Annotated in this window: 13 protein-coding genes; 8 read left to right on the forward strand and 5 right to left on the reverse strand. The window is 66.9% G+C overall.

The features are described from left to right. Positions 1-5: 5 nt before the first annotated feature. Positions 6-1592: an exodeoxyribonuclease VII large subunit gene (xseA, locus tag Q9316_RS19640; protein ID WP_306033239.1), complete on the reverse strand. Its 1587-nt coding sequence runs from the start codon at positions 1590-1592 to the stop codon at positions 6-8. Between the two features lie 76 nt (positions 1593-1668). Next, positions 1669-3483 (reverse strand): hypothetical protein, encoded by a 1815-nt coding sequence (locus Q9316_RS19645; protein ID WP_306033240.1) that lies wholly within the window; start codon positions 3481-3483, stop codon positions 1669-1671. Between the two features lie 126 nt (positions 3484-3609). Between Q9316_RS19645 and Q9316_RS19650 the strand changes: the two genes are divergently transcribed. Genes Q9316_RS19650 through Q9316_RS19660 form a run of 3 tightly spaced genes read left to right on the forward strand, consistent with a single transcriptional unit; the run spans position 3610 to position 5695 of the window. Then, the gene (locus Q9316_RS19650) at positions 3610-4602 is read left to right on the forward strand and encodes a glycosyltransferase (protein WP_306035363.1); all 993 of its coding nucleotides are present in this window, start codon (positions 3610-3612) and stop codon (positions 4600-4602) included. A gap of 23 nt (positions 4603-4625) precedes the next feature. Continuing rightward, the gene (locus tag Q9316_RS19655) at positions 4626-5333 is read left to right on the forward strand and encodes a class I SAM-dependent methyltransferase (protein ID WP_306033241.1); all 708 of its coding nucleotides are present in this window, start codon (positions 4626-4628) and stop codon (positions 5331-5333) included. Then, positions 5330-5695, forward strand: coding sequence for a transporter (locus tag Q9316_RS19660; RefSeq protein ID WP_306033242.1), 366 nt, complete (start codon positions 5330-5332; stop codon positions 5693-5695). The genes Q9316_RS19655 and Q9316_RS19660 overlap by 4 nt, the downstream gene beginning before the upstream one ends. Here the strand turns inward: Q9316_RS19660 and Q9316_RS19665 are convergent. Beyond that, complete coding sequence (locus Q9316_RS19665; RefSeq protein WP_306033243.1) at positions 5685-6470, reverse strand: helix-turn-helix domain-containing protein; 786 nt, start codon at positions 6468-6470, stop codon at positions 5685-5687. The genes Q9316_RS19660 and Q9316_RS19665 overlap by 11 nt on opposite strands. 128 nt (positions 6471-6598) lie before the next feature. Between Q9316_RS19665 and Q9316_RS19670 the strand changes: the two genes are divergently transcribed. The 4 genes from Q9316_RS19670 (at position 6599) to Q9316_RS19685 (ending at position 9910) form a co-directional block, all read left to right on the forward strand. Next, the gene (locus Q9316_RS19670; RefSeq protein ID WP_306033245.1) at positions 6599-7009 is read left to right on the forward strand and encodes a hypothetical protein; all 411 of its coding nucleotides are present in this window, start codon (positions 6599-6601) and stop codon (positions 7007-7009) included. Between the two features lie 152 nt (positions 7010-7161). Next, a complete protein-coding gene (locus Q9316_RS19675) occupies positions 7162-8187 on the forward strand; it encodes a histone deacetylase family protein (protein ID WP_306033246.1) in 1026 nt (341 codons plus the stop codon). Positions 8188-8280: 93 nt separating this feature from the next. Continuing rightward, positions 8281-9156: an EamA family transporter gene (locus Q9316_RS19680; protein WP_306033247.1), complete on the forward strand. Its 876-nt coding sequence runs from the start codon at positions 8281-8283 to the stop codon at positions 9154-9156. 91 nt (positions 9157-9247) lie between these two features. Then, entirely contained in the window at positions 9248-9910 is a 663-nt protein-coding gene (locus Q9316_RS19685; RefSeq protein WP_306033248.1) for an OmpA family protein, read from the forward strand. Positions 9911-9949: 39 nt separating this feature from the next. On the opposite strand, the gene Q9316_RS19690 is transcribed toward Q9316_RS19685, so the two are convergent. After that, positions 9950-10774, reverse strand: coding sequence for a lipo-like protein (locus tag Q9316_RS19690; RefSeq protein ID WP_306033249.1), 825 nt, complete (start codon positions 10772-10774; stop codon positions 9950-9952). Between the two features lie 120 nt (positions 10775-10894). Between Q9316_RS19690 and mbfA the strand changes: the two genes are divergently transcribed. Continuing rightward, positions 10895-11878, forward strand: a complete 984-nt coding sequence (mbfA, locus tag Q9316_RS19695; RefSeq protein WP_306033250.1) for an iron exporter MbfA — start codon at positions 10895-10897, stop codon at positions 11876-11878. A 241-nt stretch (positions 11879-12119) separates the two neighbouring features. On the opposite strand, the gene pheT is transcribed toward mbfA, so the two are convergent. Next, complete coding sequence (pheT, locus tag Q9316_RS19700) at positions 12120-14546, reverse strand: phenylalanine--tRNA ligase subunit beta (RefSeq protein WP_306033251.1); 2427 nt, start codon at positions 14544-14546, stop codon at positions 12120-12122. Positions 14547-14557: the final 11 nt, after the last annotated feature.

The following is a 14557-nucleotide window of genomic DNA, read 5'->3' on the forward strand; positions in this document are numbered from 1 at the left end:
CGGCCTCAGAACAGCGAGCCCTGGCGGGATGCGGGCTTTTCCGCCTCCGGTTCCGCCTTCGCCGCCTTCCTGCGCGGCGCCCCGCCTCCCGAGCCGGTGACCGCATCGACCGTGCCGTCGGCGAACTCGATGGCGATGGCGCGGCCCGGCCCCAGGCTCGCCGCGCCCTTCACCGGCGCGCCCTCCTCGTCGCGCACCAGCGCATAGCCGCGTTTCAGCACGTTGCGGTAGGACAGCGATTGCAGCATGCGGTCCTGCGCCTGGAGCAGGGCGCGGCGGCGCGAAAGATCGGCGGAGAGCGCGCTTTCCGCCCTGAGCGCCAGCCCCCTCAGCCGGTCGCCGGAACGCTCCGTCTGCGCCTTGATGCGGGCGGGGGTGGCGCGCAAGGAAACGTCGAAGGCGGAGAGGCGGGCGCGCATCTGGTCCAGCCGGCGCTCGACGATGCGCTCGGCCCGCAGGAGGCGATCCGTGACGCGCTGGCGGCGCTCGGCGATGCGGGTGAGGAGCATGTCTGGCCGCAGATGCGCGGCCGTGCGCTCGAAAGCGCGGCGCTTGCCCACCGTGTTCATCTGCAACCCGCGGCCGAGGCCCGCCGCCGCCTCGTCGAACCGGCGGCGGGGCAGTGCCAGAAGCTGGTCGAGCGAGGGCAGGGCGCGGGCGAGCGCGCGCGCACCCTGCCGGCGGTTGTCCATCTGCCGGGCCATGGCGCCGCGCAGCCGCGCGGCGAGCGAAGCGATTTCCGCGTCGAGATCGGCCTTCACGGGTACCGCCATTTCGGCGGCCCCGGTGGGGGTCGGTGCACGCCGGTCGGCGGCGTGGTCGATCAGCGTCCAGTCCGTCTCGTGCCCGACGGCGGAGATCAGCGGGATCGTCGAGGCCGCCGCCGCGCGCACGACGATCTCGTCGTTGAAGCTCCAGAGGTCTTCGAGGCTGCCGCCGCCGCGCGCGACGATCAGAACGTCCGGCCGGGGGATCGGCCCGCCGGGTGCGAATGCGTTGAACCCTTCGATGGCGGCTGCCACCTCCTGGCCGGACCCCTCGCCCTGCACCTTGACCGGCCAGACGACGACATGGACGGGAAAGCGGTCGGAGATGCGGTGCAGGATGTCGCGGATGACCGCGCCGGTCGGCGAGGTGACGACGCCGATGACATGCGGCAGGAAGGGCAGGGGCTTCTTGCGCTCCGTGTCGAAGAGCCCTTCGGCGGCGAGCTTGCGGCGGCGTTCCTCCAGGAGCGCCATCAGCGCCCCGGCGCCGGCCGGCTCCAGTGTCTCGATGACGATCTGGTATTTCGAGGAGCCGGGGAAGGTGGTGATCTTGCCTGTGGCGATCACCTCCATGCCCTCTTCCGGCTTGAAGCGCAGGCGCGAGAAGCTGCCCTTCCAGACGACCGCGTCGATGCGCGCCTTGTCGTCCTTCAGCGAGAAATAGGCGTGCCCCGAGGAATGCGGGCCGCGATAGCCGGAGATTTCGCCGCGCACGCGCACCTGGTCGAAGGCCTGCTCGACCGTGCGCTTGATGGAGCCGGAAAGCTCCGAGACCGAATATTCGGCAAGGTTGGAGGGCGAATCAGTGTCGGAAAAGAAGCTCATGGCGAAAGTGTAGTGCGTTTCGCCCCCGATGACAGGGCGCGGCGCGCGGCATCCCCAGTCCGCTTGCCCTCGGCGCCTATTGCGGCCGCACCCGGTAGAGCCGCAGCGGGGCGTTTTCGGTTCCCGCGATGGGTTCCAGATAGGCGGGCACCCTGCCCTTGAGGAGGTCGGCATAGAGGCCGCCCGGTTCGGCCTTCGCGAGATTGCGCGCCTGGGTGTCGCTTTCGCAGAAGGCGAGCAGCGTCACATGCGCGCCGCGCAGGAAGGCTTCCGCCTGGTGCGGATTGGAAAGGCCGATATGCAGCTCCGTCAGCATGCCGCCCTGGTTGCGGTGATAGGGCGCCGAAAGCGCGCGGTGGCCGGTATAGCGCAGGATCGCCGCGCCGAGATCCGACGAGCCGGCAACGACGCCGACGGGCTCGTCCGCAAGCGGCGCGATGGAGGCCGGGGCGATGCAGGACGGGCGTTCCTCCGCCGAAAGCTCGGATTTCAAGGTGTCCTGCGATCGGCCGGGTATGAGAGCGCCGGCGATGGCCCAACTGGCGGGAACGGACGCGAGCGTCAGGCCGATGAAGGCGAGCGCCGTCCTGACGTTTTTCGGGTTCGCATTTGCCGCGCGCCGGAGGTCCGCGATGGCGAAGCCGAGAGGCAGCGCCGACAGCATGTTGGAGAAGACCGAGCCCCGGATCTGGAACAGTGCGATGGCGAAGGCGACGCCAAGAAGGCCGAGCACCACGGCATGCGCTTCGGCCGCCTGTCCGCGCCATAGGCGCCAGAGGCAGACGATGACGGCCAGAAGGCCCGGCGCATAGAAGATGCCGACCGATGTCGGGTCGAGCCTGAACTGCGCGATAACCGATTGTGCCTCGATGATGCCGGACAGCCAGAATGTCTTGAGGAGCGGGTCGAGCGCGTCGAGCGGGTTGGAAAGGCAGCCGGGCGCGATGAGGAGCACAGAGGCGGCGATCACCAGGCCGGCGCCGGCCAGTGCCATGAGCCGCCCGCGGAACGTCAGGGCGCTGGCGAGCGAAGCCGTCAGGAAGAGCACGCCGCCGCCGAGGGTAGCGAGCGCGTAGAAACCGTAGGAAAGGCTGTCGCAGGTGACCTGCGTATAGTGCGAGGGCGCGACGGTGGCGAAGAAGGACAGCGTGACGGTCAGCGCCAGCGCCAGCCCGAAGCCGGCGGCGGCCTCGCGGAAGGCCGGCCCGTGCCACACCCAGCGCAGGACAACGATGAGGCAGACGGCGCCGATCAGCGGCGTCGTCTCCACGCCGATGGCGATGGCAAGGCCGGCCAAAAGGCCGGCGACGGCATGGTCCCGCGCCCGGTTCTGCGGGTCGAGCAGCATGGCGGTGATGCCGGCGACGAGCGCGAGCTGGACATTGTGATGGTCGATGGAGCCCGGCTGGAAGCGGTTGAGCGAGACCACGAAAAGGCAGGTCAGAACGAGCGCCGCATGCATGGCCGCGGTGCCGCCCAGCCGGTAGCCGGCAAGCCCCATGCTGAACAGCACCGGCACGACGAGCGAGACCGGCCAGACGGTAAGCGCGATCGCCTCCGCCTGTTCACGGCCGAAGAACATCGAGAAGAAGCCGATGAGATTGGCGATCGGCAGGTCGATGAAGCGCGACCAGTGCATCGGCGTGCCGCCAATAAGGCCGAGGCGGTACTGCGTCGTATCGAACCAGCTCTGGCCGGACATCAGGTCGCGTACCATGACGAGCCGCATGACGTCGTCATTGTCGGCCCCGACATAGTCGGTCGAAAAGGGCAGCGACAGGGCGAGCAGCAGGGTGATCGCGACGAGGGAATAAAGGGCGAGCACGCCTGGAGTCATGCCCTTGCGGCGCGGCGGTGTTTCCGATTGCGCGAAGGGGAGCGCTGCAGGCATGGATTCCGACACGTTTCGCCCTTTCGTCCGCCGTTCGAAGCCAGCCGAAACCTAGCCTTAACCTTCTCAAGAAATAGTAAAACCGGAGGTCGCATGAAGGCGGCCCCGGACGGGAGTACGCGCCGCATGTCGGAAGCCTTGCTGGAAGATCTCGATATCGCCGTGCTGCTGCCCTGCTACAACGAGGCGCAGACGATCGGCGACGTCGTGTCCGCGTTCCGCGCCGTGCTGCCGTCGGCGCGCGTCTATGTCTACGACAACAATTCCACCGATTCGACCGCGCTGCGCGCCGCGCTTGCCGGCGCGACGGTCGTGCGCGAGCGCCGCCAGGGCAAGGGCAACGTGGTGCGCCGCATGTTCTCCGACATCGAGGCGGACATCTACATCATGGCCGACGGCGACGGCACCTATGCCGCCACGGATGCGCCCGAACTCATCCGCACGCTGATCACCGAGGGCGCCGACATGGTGGTCGGCACGCGCCGCGGCGTGCATGCGGACGCCGGCCGCCAGGGCCACGCCTTCGGCAACCGCATCTTCAACACGCTGTTCCGCTCGCTCTTCGGTAACGATTTCTCCGACATCTTCTCCGGCTACCGCGCCTTCTCGCGCCGCTTCGCCAAGAGCTTCCCGGCCGTTTCCGGCGGCTTCGAGATCGAGACGGAAATGTCGGTGCATGCCTCGCGCCTGCGCCTGCCCGTCGCCGAACTTGAACTCGACTACGGCCGCCGGCCGGAAGGCTCCCATTCCAAGCTCTCGACCTTCCGCGACGGCGGCAGGATCCTCTGGATGTTTGCCATGCTGATGAAGGAGACGAGGCCATTCACCTTCTTCGGGGCGATCAGCGCCGGCTTCATGCTGCTCAGCCTCACCTTCATGGCGCCGGTGCTGGGAGAATATTTCCGCACCGGCCTCGTCGAGCGCATGCCGACCTGGGTCTTCTCGCTGGTGCTGATGATGATGTCCTTCCTCGTCTTCTCCGCCGGCATGATCCTCGATTCGCTCGCCCGCGCCCGGGCCGAGCAGTTGCGCATCCACTATATGAACCTGCCCGCCGGCCGGCATGTCAGGTCCGCCCGCAAGGCGGCGGACAGCACCGCGCGCCATCTCGCCGCCTGAGCCCAATCGTTGAGACCAGCCACATGAACCGGGAAACCACAAACCGCATCCGCTTCGTGATCGAGGACGTGCTGCCGCCGATCCTGCGCGATTCCGCGCTGTTCAGACAGGCCGCCAGCCTCGTCTGGGGCAAGCACATCACCAAGCTGGCAAAATTCCGCGAGCGCGCGCCCTTCCTCACCGCCGGGGAATACGAGGATCTCTATCGCGAGCATCCGCGCGTCCATGCCGGCACGGACAATTCGCAGGCCTGCATCGACCGCATCGTCGCCTCCATCGCCGGGAAAAGCGTCTGCGACGTCGGCTGCGGCACCGGCGCGCTGCTGAGCCATATCAAGGCGGGCAATCCGGACTTGAAGCGGCTGACGGGCGTCGATTTCGTCGTGGAGGATGCGGCCAACCTCGACGGCGTCGAATATGTCGCGGCGATGATCGAATCCCTGCCCTTCGCGGACGGCGAGTTCGACACGGTCGTCTGCACCCATGTCATCGAGCATGTGCTGGAATACCGCCAGGCGATCGCCGAGCTGCGCCGCATCGCGCGCCGCCGGCTGATCATCGTCGTGCCGCGCGAGCGGGAATACCGCTACAGCTTCAACCCGCATTTCAACTTCTTCCCCTATACGCATTCCTTCCTGAGGGCCGTGCACCCCGTGCCGGCACGCCATGTCTGCGTCGATATCGGCCGCGACATCTTCTACATGGAAGACCGCTCGGAGCCGGACGCGTGACCACGGGCGGCTACAGCCCCGCCATATGGGCGGGCCTCGTCGGCACGCCGCTGATGATCGCGGCGGGGCAGGTGCTCTTCAAGCTGACGAGCGGCACGACGGGCGAGTTCGGTCTCAAGGGCCTCGCCGCCTTGATGCTCAACCCGCTGCTGCTGGCGGCGCTCGCCATCTACGGCGCGGGCACGATCGTCTGGATCTTCGTGCTGAAGGCGGTGCCGCTGACCATCGGCTACTCCTTCATGGCGCTGACCTTCTGCTTCGTTCCGGTGCTGGCCAGCGTCTTTCTCGGCGAGGCGCTGACGCTGCGCTACGCCCTCGGCGCCGTCCTCATCGTCGGCGGCATGTTCGTCATCAACGGCTGACCGCGCCCTCGAAATGCGCCCGCGTTTCGGCATCGGCCGGAAAGAAGCTCTCGATCAATACGCCCTGCACCAGCGCATCCTGCGCCGATCCGAAGGAGGTCAGCGTGGTAATCCAGTTGAAGCGTTTTACCCCGATCTTCATCTCGATGGGCAGGATCGGCAACCGGTCGGTTTCCGGAAAGGCTTCCAGCGCGGCCCTGATATCCGACGCTGCCGCCAGCCGCTCGATGCGCTTCAAGAGCGGGCTGCGCGGGCCCTGTAGCCAAGCCTCTGCGCGGATGCGGTGCACCAGGTCGGCGGCCGATTGCGCCCAGTTGACGACGATGGAGCGCAGCGGCGTCTCGCCGAGATAGGCGTCGAGGAAGTTATCGCCCGGCGAGACCGCGATGCCCGCCATGCCGGCAAGGCCGAGGAACGCCTGGTTGGCGGCCAACACGTTGTATTCGTGGTCGAAGACGACGCCCGGATAGGGATCGTGACGCGCGAGGATGAGGCCGATCGCCTCCGCCACCGCCGGCGGAAAGGCGGCAAGGCTTGCCGCCGGCGATGTCGCGAAACGCGGACGGAAGCCGGCGGCGGAAAACAGCGCGCCCTGGTCGCGCGCCGGTATGTCGAGCACGGCGGAAAGACGGAGGATCATGCCTTCGGAAGGGCGGGAGCGGCCGGTTTCCAGAAAGGAGAGATGCCGTGAGGAAATGCCGGCCTCCGTCGCGAGCTCCAACTGGCTCATGCGCCGATGGCCGCGCCATTCCTTCAGATGCTCGCCGAATTCCATGGTCGTCTCCTTCTGCTTCCCGCGCACTAAACAGGAGGCGCCGCATGATTTCCATTACCTCCAAGGTAATTGGTTTGCCTCCCGGTCGCCGGCAGGATTGGTCCATCGACAACGAAAGGAGCCTGTCCATGTTCGCCACCCTCAACCGCAATCTCCTGAAATCCGTCATGCTCGCCGATGGTGTCTTCTCGCTTGCCACCGCCGCGGCGCTCTTCGCCTTCTCCGGCCCGATCGGCATCCTTGTCGGCCCGCATGCGACGCCAGCCGTCGTCCACGGCTTTGCCGCCTTCTTCTTCCTCTGGGGCGCTTTCCACCTCGCCGTCGGCCGGCCGGCGCGTCCGTCGCCCGCTGCCGTGCGCCTCGCCATCGCCGGCGACGCGCTGTGGGTGCTCGGCAGCATTGCCGTTCTCCTCGCGGCAAGGGAGGGGCTGACGCTGGCCGGCATGGGCCTCGTCACCGTCGCCGCCGTGGCGGTCGCCGATATCCTGCTGCTCAAGCAGATCGGCCTCGGCCGGCAGCAGCGCGCGGTCCTGACCTGAACTGCCTTCACACCGCGCCTTTCGCCTCCGCGACGAGCGGGGGCGAAGGGCATTTCCCCGCTTGGGCGAGCCGATACCTACCCCGCGGGAGAGATTCCCCTTCCGCCGAAAATGCTCTACCGTCGCGCCCGAATGAAAACGGGGAGCCCTTCATGCGCGTTATCTTTTCCGAGGACCACAAGCTCAGGAATGCTCGCAGCGAGCTTTACGGCGGCGAGCTGGTGCCGCCCTTCGAGGCGCCGTTCCGCGCGGAATGGATTCTGGCGGCGGTCAAGGATGCCGGCTTTACCGACGTGTCCGCGCCGGAACGCCATGGCCTCGAAACCGCGCTGAAGGTGCACGATGCCGGCTATCTCTCCTTCCTCGAAACGGCCTGGGACCAGTGGAAGGCCGCCGGCTACAACGGCGAGGCCATCGCCACCTCCTTCCCGGTGCGCCGCACCTCGCCGCGCATCCCGACGCAGATCGACGGCCTGCTCGGCTACTATTGCAACGCCGCCGAGACGGCGATCTCGCCCGGCACGTGGCAGGCGGCCGTCTCCTCCATGCAAACGGCGCTGACGGCGGCCGATCTCGTCGCGGGCGGCGACAGGGCCGCCTTCGCGCTCTGCCGCCCGCCGGGCCATCATGCTGGCATCGACAGTTTCGGCGGCTACTGCTTCATCAACAACGCCGCCGTCGCCGCCCAGCGCTTCCTCGACAAGGGCGCGGAGAAGGTCGCCGTCCTCGATGTCGATTTCCACCACGGCAACGGCACGCAGGATATCTTCTACGAGCGTGGCGATGTCTTCTTCGCTTCGCTGCACGGCGATCCGGCGGAAGCCTTCCCGCATTTCCTCGGCTATGCGGAGGAGACCGGCAAGGGCGCCGGGGCGGGCACCACGCTCAATCACCCCATGCCGCCCGGCACACCCTATCCCGTCTGGGAGGCCGCCCTTCAAGACGCACTGAAGCGCATCGCCGAATTCGGCGCCGAGGTCATCGTGCTCTCGCTCGGCGTCGACACGTTTGAGCAGGACCCGATCTCCTTCTTCAAGCTTACCTCGCCGGACTACATCACGATGGGCCGGGCGGTGGCCGCGAGCGGCCTGCCGGTGCTCGTCGTCATGGAGGGCGGCTACGGCGTGCCGCAAATCGGCCTCAACGTCGCCAACACGCTGAGGGGCATCGCCGGCTGACCCAGCATCAATTTCGTTGAAGCAAGGCGTCACGATTATCCATTTGTCGCAAGGCAGACCCTCCTCTAGGACTGGGTGCCGGGAGGGTCTTTCATGGCGGATCAGCAAGTCATATCGCAGCCGAACAATGCCGGGCTCTGGGGCGGCGTGCTGCTCTGTTTCGGCTCCATGTCGAGCATCCAGTTCGGCTCGGCCTTTTCGGCGACGGCGATCGATGCCTACGGGCCGTCCACCACGACCTTTCTGCGCCTCGTCATCGCGGCGGCGGTGCTGGCGCTGATCGTGCGCCCGCCGATGCGCTCCTACAGCCGCGAGCAGTGGAAGAGCGCGCTCAGCCTAGGCGCCACCATGGCGGCGATGACGCTCTGCTTCTTCGCGGCCATCGACCGCATTCCGCTCGGCCTTGCGGTGGCTATCGAGTTTCTCGGCCCGCTCGCCGTCGCCACCTGGTCGCTCGGCGCGGGCTGGCGGCTGGTCTGGCCGCTCGCCGCCTTCATCGGCGTCGTGCTGCTTTCCCATGACGGCGAAGGCTGGATCGGCGATCCCATGGGCGTGCTGTTCGCCTGCGGCGCGGGCGTCGGCTGGGGCGTCTACATCATCCTGATGAAGAAGGCCGGCAAGGTCTTCTCGGGTCTCCAGGGCCTTTCCATGTCGCTGATCGTCGCCGCGCTGGTTGCCGCGCCCTTCAGCCTGCCGCGCGCCCACGAGGCGATGACGCTCGACGGCCTCGGCATGATGCTCGGCCTTGCCCTTCTCGTGCCGCTCGTTCCCTATGCGCTGGAGATGATCGCGCTCCGCCGCATGCCGATGTCCGCCTTCGGCATCCTGATGAGCCTCGAGCCGGCCCTCGGCGCGCTTGCCGGTTTCCTCGTGCTCAGCCAGCCGATGACGCCGCTGCAGATGCTCGGCACGGGGCTGGTGGTCGCTGCAAGCGCCGGCGTCACCTCCGGCGGAAACGGCGATCCGTGAGCGAAAGCGGCTGCCCTTTCATGTTCCTGCCGCAATCGCTAGGTTGAAGCAGAATCATCGAAGCCGCATTACCAAGTCTCCGGGGACCATCATGTACAAGAAAGTTGCGCTCGTCGCGCTGGCCGCGACCTATCTCTCCGCCTGCACGACGACCGATCCCTATACGGGCGAGCAGAAGGTTTCCAACACGGCGGGCGGCGCGGCCATCGGCGCGGGCATGGGCGCCGTCGCGGGCCTGCTCATCGGCAACAATCCCGTCCAGCGTCGCAATGCGGCCCTGATCGGCGCGGGCGTCGGCGCGCTCGCCGGCGGCGCCATCGGCAACTACATGGACACGCAGGAATCCGAACTGCGCGCCCAGCTTCAGGGCACCGGCGTTTCCGTCACGCGCATGGGCGACCGCATCATCCTCAACATGCCGTCGAACGTCACCTTCGCGACGGACCAGGACCAAGTCATTCCGCCTTTCTATCCGACGCTCGATTCGGTCGCGCTGGTGCTGCGCAAGTTCGAAAAGACGCTGATCGACGTCGACGGCCATACCGATTCGGTCGGTAATGCCGGCTACAACCAGGATCTTTCCGAACGCCGCGCCAATTCGGTCGCCAACTATCTTGCCTCGCGCGGCGTCGATCCGCGCCGCATGTCCGCCATGGGATACGGACTGGAGCGCCCGATCGCCTCCAACGCATCGGAATCCGGCCGCGCGCAGAACCGCCGTGTCGAGATCGCCATCTCGCCGCTGCGCCAGTAACAGGCGCCCATTTTCACTGCGACGTTGCGAAGGGCCGTTTTACGGCCCTTCTCTGTTCGGGGCCCATTCCAGCCGCTTGTAGTCGAACCCGTATTTCAGCGTCGGCTTGACGATCTCGAAATAGGGCGAAAGGTCGAAGTCACGCGGCGTGTAGAGCGAGTGGTGGCGGATGTGCAGGATCTCGTCGCGCGAATAGGTCGAGGTCGCAGCGGCATGGCCGGGCGCGCGCGTCACGTCGGGCAGGATCGGGTAGCGGATGGTCTCGAAGGCTTGCGCGATCAGCGTCGAGCAGATCGCCCGCGTCGGATCGCCCGAGCCGAAGGCGATCAGGCGGCGGCGCCAGCGCACCGGAACGGGCGGCGCCGGCAGGAAATAGCGCAGCATGTCCGTGATGTTCTTCATGTCGTATTTCAGCCCGAGGCGGGAGACCATGAAGGCGATGAGCGCATCCCGGTCCTCCGGCGTGAGGCCGACGGGGCGGCAGATGCGCGTATTGTAGGTGCGGTACTTGGTGAGCGGCACGGTGACGCAGCCCTCGCCGAGATTGACCTCGATAAGCTGCGGCCGCTCGACCGCGGGAAGCGCCGCCTGGTCGAGCGTCAGCGGGATCTCGTCGCCCACGAAAAGCGCGGCATGCGACCAGGTCGATTGCGTCAGGTACTTGATCGCCGCCGAAACCTTCTGGTTGCCTTCGACGAGCAGCACGTCGCCGGGCCGCAGCGTGCGCGCCAGCGTGTCGGGGTCGGAAGGCGTATAGGGCTCGTAGCCGGAGGTCTGGTTCTGCAGCCGGTCGGCAAGGCGGCGGCCGAGGCGGTCGAGCAGCGTGTCGCGGCTGGCGGAAAGCGGCTTCAGTCCAGCGGTCACGGCGCGTCCTTCACGAGTCTCATGCCGCGCCACTCTAGCCTCAGCCGTTGCATCCTGTCGAGCTTGACCGGCGGCATCGCATTCCTATATTTAGAATAATTCTAAACTGGATATTTGCAGATGTTCTCCCGCCTCCTTCGTCCCGGCAAACGCAGCCTCGAATCCCTCAGCGAGCAGGAAATCCTCGCCCTTGCCATATCGTCCGAGGAGGATGACGGGCGCATCTACCTCGCCTATGCCGATGCGCTGAGGGACGCCTATCCCAATTCCGCCCGCGTCTTCGAGGAGATGGCGCAGGAGGAGAGCCATCACCGCCAGATGCTGATCGACCGGCATGTCGCGCGCTTCGGCGACCGCATCCCGCTGGTCCGGCGCGAATATGTGCGCGACTTTCCGGACAGGAAGCCAGACTGGCTGATCGCGAACATGTCGATCGAGAAGATCCGCGAGCAGGCCGAGGCGATGGAGGAGGCGGCGCATCGCTTCTACCTGACGGCCGCCGCCCGCACGCAGGACGCGGCGACCCGCAAGCTGCTCGGCGATCTGGCGCTGGCGGAGAAGTCGCACGAATCGCTGGCAAGGAGGCTCGGCGAGGAGCACACGCCCGTCGACGTGAAGGCGGAGGAGGGCCAGACCGCCCGGCGGCAGTTCGTGCTGACCTATGTGCAGCCCGGCCTTGCCGGCCTGATGGATGGCTCGGTCTCGACGCTGGCGCCGATCTTCGCCGCCGCTTTCGCCACGCAGGATACCTGGCAGACCTTCCTCGTCGGCCTCTCGGCCTCCGTCGGCGCCGGCATCTCGATGGGCTTCACGGAAGCCGCCCATGACGACGGCAAGCTGTCCGGGCGCGGCTCGCCGGTCAAGCGCGGCCTCGCCTCGGGCATCATGACGGCGCTCGGCGGACTCGGCCACGCGCTGCCCTATCTCATCCCGAATTTCATGCTGGCGACGACCATCGCCGTCTTCATCGTGTTCGTGGAGCTCTGGGCGATTGCCTTCATCCAGAACCGCTACATGGAAACGCCGTTCCTGCGTGCCGCGATGCAGGTCGTGCTCGGTGGCAGCCTTGTGCTGGCGGCGGGGGTGCTGATCGGCAATGCTTGAGGAGACGCGTTCGCCTATCGCGTCGGCCGGTTCATGTCGCGCACGACCCAGCGGAAGAAGAGATAGACACCCACGCCCATGGCGGCGAGGGGCAGGAGATTGGCAATAGAATCCATTTCGACCTCAGTACCCTCCCGAGAGAGGGAATTAAGGTCCCGCTAAATAATCTTCAATGCGCGAAGCGGTTACGGTGCGTTCACAAAAAGGAAAGCGGGGCGTTATCGCCCCGCTCCGATATTCATCACGCCCGCAGCGTGCCGCCAGTGGTCTTGACCACGTTGCCGACGATCTTGGCGGTCAGCGCCTCGAAATCCTCGTCGGTCAGCGTCTTGTCGGTCGGCTGGATGACGACCTCGATGGCGATGGACTTCTTGCCCTCGCCGATCGAAGCGCCCTCGAACAGGTCGAAGACGTTGACGGCCGCGATCAGCTTGCGGTCGGCGCCGGTCGCCGCGCGCACGATGGCGCCGGCTTCCACCGTCTTGTCGACCACGAAGGCGAAATCGCGCTTGACCGCCTGGAAGGGCGACAGGTCCAGCGCCGGCTTGGTGCGGGTCGCCTTCTTCTTGGGTTCCGGCATGGCGTCGACGAAGATCTCGAAGCCGCAGAGCGCGCCGGACACGTCCAGCGCACCGAGCGCCTTCGGATGGAACTCGCCGAAATGGCCAAGGGTGATCTTCGGCCCCATCTTGATCGTGCCGGATCGGCCCGGATGGTACCAGCCGGGCGCGCCGGGCTCGATCTGCACATTGCCCATCGGCAGGCCGCAGGCCTCGATGACGGCGAGCGCGTCCGCCTTGGCGTCGTAGACGTCGACCGGCTTGCCGCCGCCCTTGGCGGCATTCGACCAGAGACGGCCGGCGCCGGACAGCGAGGCGGTGCCGCGGCGCACGCCGCCGGCAACCCGGCGCTGGCCCTCGGGCCGGTCGTTCTCGTAGGTGCCGGAGACCTCGAAGAGCGCGACGTCACTATAGCCCTTGTCGGCATTGCGCTGGGCGGCTGCGAGGAGCCCCGGCAGCAGCGAGGGCCGCATGTCGGACATGTCGGATGCGATCGGGTTCGACAGCGCGAGCGAAGCCGCGCCGCCGCCGAAGAGCTCGGCATGCGCTTTGGGGATGAACGACCAGGTAACGGCCTCCATCATGCCGCGCGCGGCAAGCGCGCGTCTGGCGAGGCGCGAGCGGATCTGCAGCGTGGTCAGGATGCGGCCGTTGACGGCGCCATGGCTTTCGAGCGGCGCCGGGCGGATATTGTCGACGCCGTGGATGCGCATGACCTCTTCTACGAGGTCCGCCTTGCCGTCGACATCGGGTCGCCAGGAGGGAACCGCGACCGAGACGCGCTCGCCCGAACCCGTCACGGTGAAGCCGAGGCGGGTCAGGATGTCGACGCTCTCCTCCCGGGAGACGTCGAGGCCCGTCAGGCGCTTGACCTCGGAGAACGGAAAATCGACGACCTTGGCCGTATGGCCCCTGTAGCCGACGACATCGGTCTTCGCCGGCGTGCCGCCGCAAAGCTCCAGCACCAGTTCCGTGGCGCGCTCGAGGCCCGGCACCATGTATTCCGGATCGACGCCGCGCTCGAAGCGGTAGCGCGCATCGGTGATGATGCCGTGCGAACGGCCGGTCTTGGCGACGTTCATCGGGTCCCAGAGCGCCGATTCGATCAGCACGTCGACGGTGTTCTCGTCGCAGCCCGAATGTTCGCCACCCATGATACCGCCGATGGATTCGACGCCGTTCTCGTCGGCGATGACCACATTCGACGGGTTCAGCGTATATTCGCGCGTATCGAGAGCCAGAACCGTCTCGCCTTCCGCCGCGCGGCGCACGACGAGATTTCCCTTCACCTTCGCCGCGTCGAAGACGTGCAGCGGACGGCCCTGGTCGAAGGTCATGTAGTTGGTGATGTCGACCAGCGCGTTGATCGGGCGCAGGCCGATGGCCAGCAGCCGCTGCTGCATCCAGCGCGGGCTCGGGCCGTTCTTCACGCCGCGCACGAGGCGGAGCGCGAAGCCCGGGCACAGGTGATCGTCGCCGCCGAGGTCCAGCTTCACCTTCACCGGCGTCTCGCCTTCAACAGTGAAGGACGGGGCTTTCACGGGCTTCAGCGTGCCGAGGCCTGCGGCGGCGAGATCGCGGGCAATGCCGTGGATGCTGGTGCAGTCCGGGCGGTTCGGCGTCAGGTTGATCTCGATCACCGGATCGTCGAGGCCGGCATAGGCGGCATAGCTGGTGCCGACGGGTGCATCGGCCGGAAGGTCGATGATGCCGTCATGGTTGTCGGAGATTTCCATCTCCTTCTCCGAGCACATCATGCCGCGGCTCTCGACGCCGCGGATGGTGCCGACGGCGAGCGTCACGTCGATGCCGGGCACATAGGTGCCGGGCGCGGCAAACGCGCCGACGAGGCCGGTGCGGGCGTTCGGCGCGCCGCAGACGACCTGGATCGGCTCGCCCTTGCCGGTATCGACCATCAGGACGCGCAGCTTGTCGGCATTCGGATGCTGCTCGGCCGAAACCACCTTGGCGATGACGAAGGGCTTGAACGCCGCCTTGTCATCGACCTCTTCCACTTCCAGCCCGATCGCCGTCAGCTTCGCGCAGATGTCTTTGAGCGAAGCGTCGGTGTCGAGGTGGTCCTTCAGCCAGGAGAGCGTGAATTTCATGATGTTTCTCC

The organism is Shinella zoogloeoides (genome assembly GCF_030733845.1).
Taxonomy (GTDB): Bacteria; Pseudomonadota; Alphaproteobacteria; order Rhizobiales; family Rhizobiaceae; genus Shinella; species Shinella zoogloeoides_C.

Coding starts and splice junctions, on each gene's coding strand:
- xseA (WP_306033239.1), bottom strand. CDS start 1,592: ATGAGCTTCTTTTCCGACACTGATTCGCCCTCCAACCTTGCCGAATAT.
- Q9316_RS19645 (WP_306033240.1), bottom strand. CDS start 3,483: ATGCCTGCAGCGCTCCCCTTCGCGCAATCGGAAACACCGCCGCGCCGC.
- Q9316_RS19650 (WP_306035363.1), top strand. CDS start 3,610: ATGTCGGAAGCCTTGCTGGAAGATCTCGATATCGCCGTGCTGCTGCCC.
- Q9316_RS19655 (WP_306033241.1), top strand. CDS start 4,626: ATGAACCGGGAAACCACAAACCGCATCCGCTTCGTGATCGAGGACGTG.
- Q9316_RS19665 (WP_306033243.1), bottom strand. CDS start 6,470: ATGGAATTCGGCGAGCATCTGAAGGAATGGCGCGGCCATCGGCGCATG.
- Q9316_RS19670 (WP_306033245.1), top strand. CDS start 6,599: ATGTTCGCCACCCTCAACCGCAATCTCCTGAAATCCGTCATGCTCGCC.
- Q9316_RS19675 (WP_306033246.1), top strand. CDS start 7,162: ATGCGCGTTATCTTTTCCGAGGACCACAAGCTCAGGAATGCTCGCAGC.
- Q9316_RS19680 (WP_306033247.1), top strand. CDS start 8,281: ATGGCGGATCAGCAAGTCATATCGCAGCCGAACAATGCCGGGCTCTGG.
- Q9316_RS19685 (WP_306033248.1), top strand. CDS start 9,248: ATGTACAAGAAAGTTGCGCTCGTCGCGCTGGCCGCGACCTATCTCTCC.
- mbfA (WP_306033250.1), top strand. CDS start 10,895: ATGTTCTCCCGCCTCCTTCGTCCCGGCAAACGCAGCCTCGAATCCCTC.
- pheT (WP_306033251.1), bottom strand. CDS start 14,546: ATGAAATTCACGCTCTCCTGGCTGAAGGACCACCTCGACACCGACGCT.